Below are 8,544 nucleotides of genomic sequence, written 5' to 3'. Positions count from 1 at the left end.
GCGGCGGTCCATACTTGGTCGTCCGTCCAGCCGTGTGCGGCCGGTCCCTCGTCCAGCCAGGCGGCGAGTCTGGCCTGCAGGTGGGGGCCGAGCCGGCAGTCGTAGCCCGGGGGCCCCTTGGAGCGCAGGGCCTCCCTCCCGCCCGCCTTCCAGGCATGGCGCCACTGGTAGACGGACTTCTCGCTCACCCGTAACTCCCGGGCGATCCACGGGACTTTCACACCCTCCTCGAAGAGGTCGACGGCCCGCATCCGTACCTCTTCACGGCGCTTGCGCTGCTCGGCGGTCAGCCCGCCCCCATCTGAGTACCGCATGCCTCCGGGGTACCAGCCAACGCGGACACCGTCACCAGGCCCGACGAAGACCCAGACCCTACGACGCCGAAGTCAGTAATCGTGCTGTTGCGACTGCCCTACCTCGCCGTGTCGAGCGTGTTCGCCTTCATACGGCTGCTGCCGATGAGCGCTGTGGACAAGGACATCGAGATTTTGACGCTGCGCCACCAATTGGCTGTCCTGCAGCGGCAGATCGACAGGCCGCGCGTCACCCCGGCGGATCGCGCTTTCCTGGCCGCGCTCCTCCACCGACTCCCCAGGTCTAACGCTGCGGCAGCTGCATCTTCTCGTCTCGCTGGAGACGGTCCTGAGGTGGCACCGTGACCTCATGCGCCGTCGTCACGCTGACGCCTCCCGTCGCAAGCGGCCTGGCAGGCCGCCGACCCGGCGTAGTATCCAGGCCCTTGTCCTGCGCTTGGCCCGCGAGAACAGTTCCTGGGGGTATCGGCGCATCCACGGCGAACTCGCCGTGCTCGGCATCAAGGTCGCTGCCTCCACGGTCTGGGAGATTCTGAAGCAGCACGGGATCGAGCCTGCTCCCGAACGTGACCGTCAGACCTGGGCTTCTTTCCTGCGCGGTCAGGCCCACGCGATCCTGGCCTGTGACTTCTTCACCGCGACCACACTGAAGGGGGCGACGCTGTACGTCTTCGCCGTCATCGAGCACGCCAACCGCCGCATCCGCGTCCTCGGCGCGACCGCCCACCCGACCGCGGACTGGGTCACCCAGGCTGCAAGGAACTTGGTGATGGACCTCCAGGACGCGGGCGCCACCGTCCGGCACCTGATCAGGGACCGCGACAGCAAGTTCACCCGCGCGTTCGACGCCGTCTTCGAGGCCGAGGGCATCGAGGTCGTCACCACCGGCATCCGCGTGCCCCGCATGAACTCGATCATGGAACGTTGGGTGCAGACCTGCCGGCACGAACTCCTCGACCGTACCCTGATCTGGAACCTGCCCCATTTACTTCACGCGCTGGGCGAGTTCGAGTCGTTCTACAACCTGCATCGGCCTCACCGCACGCTGCACAGCGCGGCGCCCCTGCGGCCGGTTCCCGAACCGATCACCGAACCGGCCCGACCGACCGCCTGGACGTCCATCGACGTGACCGACTCGGTGGCCTCTTCCACGAGTACGAACATGCGGCCTGACCTGCCCGGACGTAATAATCGGCACCCGCACCTGGAGACGCGAACTGACCACGGCCTTCCACCGGCTCGCCGCCCTGCCCCGCCCAGCCAGCTGACGGCTACCCGTCCTATCCGCCCACGACCTCAAGGACCCCCACCCGGAATGATCACTGGAGAGCGGTATGCCGGGAAACTGGCCTGTACCGTTCGGGAAGGGGCCGTCGGAAAAGGACCCGAGCCACGGGCACCTCGTCGGCGGCCTACTTCACTTGACGGGCGGGGGCTGGAAACGGAGCCTCATAGGCCACCGCGCCAGTCCCCGACCCTACTGAATCCTGATAGACCCGAACGGGCGAGAACGCGGTCACGGCCTGCGGGGTTGTGCGGGCATGGTTTTCGGGTGGAAGCGCAGTGGGGTGCCGGGCCGGGCCTGGGCGCAAAGGGCGAGGTCGACGGGGTCCAGGATGCCGATGACCGGGTAGCCGATAGTGGTGGGGTGGTCGTTGAGGAAGATCAGGGGACTTCCGTCAGAGGGAACCTCCACCGCGCCGGTGACGGTGCCCTCGCTGGGCAGCTCTGTGGTGCGACGGCGGGACAGTGCAGGACCATCGAGGCGCAGGGCGATGCGGTTGCTGGCGGAGGCGATGGTGTAGGTGGATTCGACCAGCGAGCGGAGGGCTTGGTCGGTGAACCAGTCGTGTCGGGGGCCGAGGATCAGGCGCACGTGCAACTCAGTGGGGGGCGCTGGGTAGGGGGCGTAGTCGATCACCGCAGGGCGACCGCTGGGTTCGCCCAACGGCAGGAGGTCGCCGTCGCGCAGCGGTGCGGGGCCGAGGCCGGACAGCAGATCGGTGGATCGACTGCCCAGGACTGGTTCCACGGCGAATCCACCGGAGACGGCGATGTAGGCCCGCAGCCCGCGGGTCGCGGTGCCGATAGTGATCGTCTGTCCGGGGTCAGCGAGGAAGGGCAGTCCCCAGGGGGCAGGGCGGCCGTCGATGTGTACGGAAGTCCAGGCGCCCGTGACGGCGAGGTGGCAGCGCACGCGCGGGCGCAGCGTGGGCCCGGTCAGGGTGGTCTCCAACGCGGCGGCGGTCTCCGGGTTTCCGACGAGTCGGTTGGCCAGACGCCAGGCGGGCACATCAAGCGCCCCTGAACGGGGCACGGCCAGGTGGGCCAAGCCGACGCGGCCGCGGTCTTGGACCGTGGTCAGTGGACCGGCGGACAGGATTTCAATCGTGCCGGTCACGGTGCGACCTCGACGAATTCGACCTGGGCTCCAGGGGTGAGCAGTGCGGCGGGTGTGCGCTGGGTGTCCCACAGGGCCACGGTGGTGCGGCCGATCAGCTGCCAGCCGCCGGGTGAGGAGCGGGGGTAGATGCCGGTGTACTGGTCGGCCAAGGCGACCGCGCCGGCCGGCACAGCCGAACGCGGGTTGGCGTGGCGCGGGACGGTGCGGCCGGGCGGCAGTCCGGTCACGTAGGCGAAACCGGGGCTGAAGCCGCAGAAGGCTACTTGGTGGCGGGCGCTGGTGTGGGTGGCGATCACCTCGCGGATCGTCATGTCCCAGTACCGGGCGACTGCGGCGAGGTCGCCACCGTCGTAGACGGTGGGCACCTGCACGAGCGCTCCGGGACTGACCTGAGCCGGCGGGATGTCCCAGGTGGCCAGGTCGCGGGCGAAGGCCGCGGGATCGGCCAGGCCGTCGAGCAGGATGGTGCGGGCGGCCGGAACGACCTCTTCCACTTCCGGTAGCGTTTTGGCTGCCCGGCGACGCTGGATCTCCGCGTGCAGGGCGTCCACAGCGGCGGCCTGGTCAAGTTCTACCAGCAGCGCCCGGGCGCCGACGAGCATCGTCTTCACGGGAGCAGGTCACCGCGCTCGCGGTAGGCTGCGATCAACTCGGCTTCCGCGTCGTCCAGGTAGGCGGCCAGCGAGCGCTCGGCGGCGGCGACATCGCCGGCCTCGAGCAGCCGGCAGATCTGGTCGTTGCGGGCGAGGTAGGGCTCGTGGAAGCGCTGGGGGCTGTCCACTACGTGGAAGACCAGGCGCAGTTCGGCCAGTGCCCCGCGCATGAGGTCATTGACCCGCGGGCTGTCGGCTAGGCCGGCGAGCGCTTGGTGGAAGCGCAGGTCGGCGGTGCCCACGCCCCGCCAGTCACTGCGGGCGGCGGCGCCGGCACCGTCGTCGACGGCGGCGCGGACGGCCGCCAAGGCGCTGGGCGGGGCGTGGGAGGCCTGCCGTAGGGCGGCGCATTCGATCAGGCGGCGTAGCCGGTACAGGTCCACCACGTCCTCTTCGGACAGGACGCGGACGAACACGCCCCGGTTGAGCTCGTGGACGGCCAACCGCTCATGGCACAGCAGTCGGAAGGCCTCGCGCAGAGTGTTGCGGGAGACCCGCAGCGCCGCGCCGATGGCCTCCTCCGAAAGTTGGGTTCCCGGCAGCAGCAGGCCCTCCAGGATCCGGCTGCGCAATACGTCCGCCACCCGCTCGGCCGTGCTGGCGCGCTCCACCACTGCCCGGTCCTGCGCGAGTTGGGCCGTCCAGTCGACCGCCGCCTGGCTCTTCATCGACGCCTCCTTGGGTGTCCCCTGAGTCAATCGCACGGCGAGCATATATTCAATTGCCCTCTTGAATGATTGTTCAACGATACCTACAGTGCTGGGAGTCCGCTAGCAGCAGCACTGACATCCCTCGCTCAGCGGACCGGGCTCTTACAACCAGGCGCCGCTCCAGCGCCAGGGAATCGCCAAGCCAATCCACCCCAAAGGGGCAGCAACATATGACCGACATCACAGATGGGCCGCAGGTGCAGGGGGCGGACTGGGCCGAACGGCGCGAGGATTACGCCCTGCGCTATGTTCCCGCCAGCTATCGCCGGTGGGGAGCGGCGTCGCTGACCGGTGTGATGATGGGCGTCGCCACCGCGATGTTCTTCCTCGCCTGGGGCGGACAACTGGCCACCGCCTACGGCACGGTGAATACGTTCCTCGGCATGCTGTTCGGGGCCGTGTTCATCGGGGGTCTCGGCTTCTTCTTGGCCCGGATCGCCTCGGCCACCGGACTGGACTCCGACCTCATCACCCGGGGCTCCGGCTTCGGCTTCATGGGCTCGGCGTTCACCTCGCTGATCTATACGTTCAACTTCTTGATGTTCTTCGCCTTCGAAGGCACGATCATGGCCACCGCGATCCACAACCGCTGGCCCGCGGCGCCGCTGTGGGCGCTGTATCTGCTGATCGGCTTCGTCTTCATCCCGCTGACCTGGTGGGGATTGACGGTGATGAACTGGGTGATGTGGGTCACAATTCCCATCTATCTGGCGTTCCTGGGCTGGACCGTCTACCTGGCCGCCACCAGCACCACCGCACTGCCGTTCTGGTCCTACCAGCCGGCCCACCCCACCGCCCCGGCGGCCGGCCCGGCGCTGCTCCAGGTCCTTGCCGCGGTGCTGGCGTTGATCTCCCAGGCCACCATTGCCGCCGACGTCGGCCGTTTCATTCCAGCACATAAGCGCACCAGCGGAGCGCTCGCGGTGGGCTTCGTCTCCCAGCTGCTCACCTTCTGTGTGCTGACCATGCTGGGCGCCTGGCTCACCCTGTCCTTCCACGGCTCCACCAACCCGGGCGCCTACCTGGCCAGCCTGATGGGCGTTTGGGGAGTGCTGTTTGTGGTCGTCACCCAGTTGCGCATCAACGTGAGCAACGTCTACTCGGGATCCCTGGCCTACGCCAACTTCTTCTGCCGGGTCTTCCACTTCACCCCAGGTCGCCAATACTGGGTCGTCCTTACCACGGCGGGCGGCACCGCCTTGATGTTCGGCGGAATCTTCAGCCACCTCAACGCGGTGCTCACCTTCGAGGGCGTGTTCGTCATGGCCTGGATGATGGCCGTGGTCGCCGACATCACGATCAACAAGCGGCTGCTCAAGCTGTCCCCGACCAACTTCCTCTACAAGCGCGCGCACACGTACCAGTACAACCCGGTGGGCATCGGGGCCCTGGGTCTCGCGCTCGTGGTGGCCCTGCCACTGGCCTTCGGAGTCGCCGGACCGTTCGGCAAGACCCTCGCCCCATTTGTGTCCGGCCTCCTTGCCTTCGTCGCCGCCCCGCTGCTCGCCGCACTCACCAAGGGCCGCTACTACCAGCCGGCCACGGTGGCCCGCAACATCGACCCGGCCCTCCCGCCGGTCGGCGCCGGGGCCGCCGACAGCGCCATCGCCACCGTCGCCCCGGAGCAGCAGCATGCGGACTGCGTCGTGTGCCACCAGCGGTTCGAGCTCGCCGAGTTCGTCAGCTGCCCCTTCCACCGCGGGTCGATATGCTCGGTGTGCTGCGCGGCCGAGAAGACCTGCGGGGACCTGTGCAAGAGCCCGGAGGGACTGCGAGCCGGCGATCCGGTCCTGCCCTTGCTGACGGTGCGCCCCGCACCCGCGGGGAGCCGGGCATGACCGTGCTGGTCACCGGATTCGGTGCGTTCGCCGACAACACCGACAACCCCAGTGCCCTGCTCGTCCGCGAGCTGGACGGGCAGAAGCTCGGCGGCGAGTCGATCACCGGCGTAGTGCTGCCGGTGGCAACCGACCGGGTCGGCCCCGCGCTGGATGCCGCCGTGGACGCCGTCCGCCCCCACCTGGTGCTGAGCCTGGGACTTGCCCCGGGCCGCCCGGCCCCGGCGCTGGAACGCGTCGCGGTCAACGTCCGGGACTTCCCCATCCCGGATGTCGACGGCGCCCAGCCCATCGACGCCCCCGTCGTCCCCGGCGGCCCGGACGCCTACCTGGCCGCCCTCCCGCTCAAGGCGATCCTCGCCGCGTGGCGGCAGGCCGGTCTGCCCGGGTACGTCTCCAATACCTCCGGCACCTATGTGTGCAACCAGGTGTTCTACCTGGCCGCCCACCGCGGCCGCCTCGACGGCTTTGCCGCCGGGCAGATCCACCTGCCCTCCCTGCCCTCGCCCACCGACGCCGGCCCACCGCCCCCCTCGATGAGCCTGGAGCTGATGGGCCAGGCGGTCCGCCTGGCCCTCACCGTCGCGGCCGGCCACGCAGGGCCGGACCTGCCGCTGGCCGGCGGCGCCGTCAGCTGAACCCTCAGGAGAAACAATGATCGACCTCAACAGCGACCTCGGCGAGGGCTACGGCCCATGGACCATGGGTGACGACGACGCGTTGCTCGCCGTCGTCACCAGCGCCAACATAGCCTGCGGCTTCCACGCCGGAGACCCGACCATCATGCGCAGCACCGTGACGACCGCCACCGCCCGTGGCGTGGCCATCGGCGCACACGTCGCCTTTCCGGACCTGCGCGGTTTCGGCCGCCGCCGCCTGGACCTGCCCCCGCATCAGGTCACCGATGACGTGTTGTACCAGATCGGCGCCCTCGACGCCCTCGCCCGCGCCGCCGGCAGCAAGGTCAGCTACGTCAAGCCCCACGGTGCCTTGTACAATCAGATCGCCACCGACCCGACACTCGCCACGGCTGTCGTCACCGCCATCCGCGCCTACGATCCCACCTTGCCGCTCCTCACCCTGCCCGGCGCGGCCGCAGCCCAGGCCGCAGCCGCCGTGGGCATCCCCGCAGTGGCCGAAGGATTCGCCGACCGCGCCTACACCCCTGACGGCCACCTTGTACCCCGCCACCACCCCGACGCAGTCCTCACCGACCCCGAACAGGTCGCCGAACGCGCCGTGCGCATGGCCACCGAGCACACCGTCACTGCCATAGACGGACGCACCATCGATGTGCCCATCGCCTCACTGTGCGTGCACGGCGACAGCCCCGGTGCGGTCACCCTCGCCCACACCATCCGCGTCGCCCTCACCGCCGCCGGGGTCCCTCTCGCCCCGTTCACCGCGCTTGCGGGTGCCGATTAATCATCCGCCCTGCTCAGGCGGCAGGTTGGTACTCGTGGAGGGTTCCGCCGAGTCGATCTCGTCGGCGGAACTCCAGGTGCTTGATCTGTCTTGGTTCGGTGATCGGTTCGGGCAGCGGGCGGAGCGGAGCCGCCTGACCCAGGGTCCGGTGGGGTCGATGCCCTTTGTAGAACGACTCGAACTCGCGCAGGGCGTGGAGCAGATGGCGCTGGTCCCATATGAGGGTGCGATCCAGCAGCTCGCGTCGGCAGGTTTGTATCCAGCGCTCCGTCAGATGGTGGAGGCGACGACCTTGATGCCCAGCGCCGCGAGCTCACCGTGGATGCGCCGATACCCCCAGGAGCTGTTCTCGCGTGCCAGGCGAAGGATCAGGGTGCGGATCGATCGGACCGTGGGCGGGCGTCCGCGCCGCCTCGGTGCGCAGGTCCCGGCATGGCGTCGTTTGATCAGGTCGCGGTGCCAGCGCAAGATCGTGTCGGGGCGCACCAGCAGCAGGAGTTGGCGCAGCATGTCCATCGGGAGCGGTGGAGCAGGCTGGCGAGCAGCGCGCGGTCGGTGTCGGTGAACGCAGGCTTGCCGACCTGGCACTGCAGGACCAGCAGCTGGTCCCGCAGCGCCAGGATCTCGATGTCTTTGCCCCGGTCGCTCATCGGCAGCAGCCGCAGGAGCGTGAAGGCGTTGGTCACGGCGAGGTAGGCCAGGCGCAGCAGCACAACAGATCATGATGCCGCCCGACTGCCGTCCACGTGAACAACACGGGCACGAGCGGCACGGCAGCAGAGGGCGATGTCATCGACGATCAAGCTTGTGACCTGGCCCGATGATTTATCGGCACCCGCACAGTCATCAGCCCGCTGACGTGCGCGGATGATTAATCGGCACCCGCAATGTCTCGACTCCGGCTACCCCTCGGCCGAGCTCATCGGCAGCGCGGCCCGTGGGCGCATCACCATGGTCACCCCCGCCCTGCTCGACCACTCCCCGCAGGCCAAGGCCGCCGCCGGCTACGACAAGAGCGCCTTGCGCATCGACTGGAAAGCCCGCCAGGTCCGCTGCCCGCAAGGTCGCACCAGCGCCGGCTGGCACCCCGTCGCCCAACACGGCCGTGACCATCCCCTCGTAGCGTGGAGCCCGTGATTGCAGGGGAAGTTGGGATTCATGGGGTCCAAGAAGAAGCCGCCGTACGACGCCGAGTTCCGT

The 8,544-nt window shown here is 68.9% G+C and carries 9 protein-coding genes and 2 pseudogenes; 5 read left to right on the top strand and 6 right to left on the bottom strand.

The window, feature by feature from the left end; translation table 11 throughout:
- Together ACZ3TS_RS41755 and ACZ3TS_RS41750 are read right to left on the bottom strand one after the other, a co-directional pair.
- On the bottom strand, window positions 1-314 hold a 314-nt coding region (locus ACZ3TS_RS41755), incomplete at its 3' end, for a helix-turn-helix domain-containing protein (protein WP_467628120.1).
- Window positions 315-386: 72 nt separating this feature from the next.
- Window positions 387-584 (bottom strand): hypothetical protein, encoded by a 198-nt coding sequence (locus tag ACZ3TS_RS41750; RefSeq protein WP_467628126.1) that lies wholly within the window; start codon window positions 582-584, stop codon window positions 387-389.
- Here ACZ3TS_RS41750 and ACZ3TS_RS41745 point away from each other — a divergent pair.
- Window positions 495-1,487 (top strand): annotated as a pseudogene (locus ACZ3TS_RS41745) (integrase core domain-containing protein). The gene ACZ3TS_RS41750 and the pseudogene ACZ3TS_RS41745 overlap by 90 nt on opposite strands.
- 343 nt (window positions 1,488-1,830) lie before the next feature.
- Here ACZ3TS_RS41745 and ACZ3TS_RS41740 read toward each other — a convergent pair.
- Genes ACZ3TS_RS41740 through ACZ3TS_RS41730 form a run of 3 tightly spaced genes read right to left on the bottom strand, consistent with a single transcriptional unit; the run spans window position 1,831 to window position 4,039 of the window.
- Window positions 1,831-2,715, bottom strand: coding sequence for a 5-oxoprolinase subunit C family protein (locus ACZ3TS_RS41740; RefSeq protein WP_467628117.1), 885 nt, complete (start codon window positions 2,713-2,715; stop codon window positions 1,831-1,833).
- Window positions 2,712-3,320 (bottom strand): 5-oxoprolinase subunit B family protein, encoded by a 609-nt coding sequence (locus ACZ3TS_RS41735; protein ID WP_467628123.1) that lies wholly within the window; start codon window positions 3,318-3,320, stop codon window positions 2,712-2,714. Before ACZ3TS_RS41735 ends, ACZ3TS_RS41740 begins: the two co-directional genes overlap by 4 nt.
- A gap of 5 nt (window positions 3,321-3,325) precedes the next feature.
- Window positions 3,326-4,039, bottom strand: a complete 714-nt coding sequence (locus ACZ3TS_RS41730; RefSeq protein ID WP_467628113.1) for a GntR family transcriptional regulator — start codon at window positions 4,037-4,039, stop codon at window positions 3,326-3,328.
- A 212-nt stretch (window positions 4,040-4,251) separates the two neighbouring features.
- Here ACZ3TS_RS41730 and ACZ3TS_RS41725 point away from each other — a divergent pair, with 212 nt between their 5' ends.
- From ACZ3TS_RS41725 to ACZ3TS_RS41715, 3 genes are read left to right on the top strand one after another with little or no spacing between them, the layout of a single operon-like run.
- Window positions 4,252-5,919 carry a purine-cytosine permease family protein gene (locus tag ACZ3TS_RS41725; RefSeq protein WP_467628110.1) on the top strand — a complete coding sequence of 556 codons (1,668 nt, stop codon included), beginning with the start codon at window positions 4,252-4,254 and terminating at the stop codon, window positions 5,917-5,919.
- Complete coding sequence (locus ACZ3TS_RS41720; protein WP_467628108.1) at window positions 5,916-6,557, top strand: pyroglutamyl-peptidase I; 642 nt, start codon at window positions 5,916-5,918, stop codon at window positions 6,555-6,557. Before ACZ3TS_RS41725 ends, ACZ3TS_RS41720 begins: the two co-directional genes overlap by 4 nt.
- 16 nt (window positions 6,558-6,573) lie before the next feature.
- Window positions 6,574-7,344, top strand: coding sequence for a LamB/YcsF family protein (locus ACZ3TS_RS41715; protein WP_467628105.1), 771 nt, complete (start codon window positions 6,574-6,576; stop codon window positions 7,342-7,344).
- A gap of 13 nt (window positions 7,345-7,357) precedes the next feature.
- Here the strand turns inward: ACZ3TS_RS41715 and ACZ3TS_RS41710 are convergent.
- Window positions 7,358-8,057 (bottom strand): annotated as a pseudogene (locus tag ACZ3TS_RS41710) (hypothetical protein).
- 154 nt (window positions 8,058-8,211) lie between these two features.
- On the opposite strand from ACZ3TS_RS41710, the gene ACZ3TS_RS41705 reads away from it, so the two are divergent.
- Complete coding sequence (locus tag ACZ3TS_RS41705; protein WP_467628102.1) at window positions 8,212-8,481, top strand: hypothetical protein; 270 nt, start codon at window positions 8,212-8,214, stop codon at window positions 8,479-8,481.
- Window positions 8,482-8,544 lie beyond the last annotated feature (63 nt).

It is taken from the genome of Streptomyces sp. NPDC022910 (genome assembly GCF_055561075.1).
Note: the sequence above shows the minus strand (reverse complement) of the source record. Positions and strands in the feature narration are given on the sequence as shown.

What these genes read in the sequence shown, in the direction of transcription:
- ACZ3TS_RS41735 (WP_467628123.1), bottom strand. Translation starts at nt 3,320, where the DNA reads ATGCTCGTCGGCGCCCGGGCGCTGCTGGTAGAACTTGACCAGGCCGCC.
- ACZ3TS_RS41730 (WP_467628113.1), bottom strand. Translation starts at nt 4,039, where the DNA reads ATGAAGAGCCAGGCGGCGGTCGACTGGACGGCCCAACTCGCGCAGGAC.
- ACZ3TS_RS41725 (WP_467628110.1), top strand. Translation starts at nt 4,252, where the DNA reads ATGACCGACATCACAGATGGGCCGCAGGTGCAGGGGGCGGACTGGGCC.
- ACZ3TS_RS41720 (WP_467628108.1), top strand. Translation starts at nt 5,916, where the DNA reads ATGACCGTGCTGGTCACCGGATTCGGTGCGTTCGCCGACAACACCGAC.
- ACZ3TS_RS41715 (WP_467628105.1), top strand. Translation starts at nt 6,574, where the DNA reads ATGATCGACCTCAACAGCGACCTCGGCGAGGGCTACGGCCCATGGACC.
- ACZ3TS_RS41705 (WP_467628102.1), top strand. Translation starts at nt 8,212, where the DNA reads ATGATTAATCGGCACCCGCAATGTCTCGACTCCGGCTACCCCTCGGCC.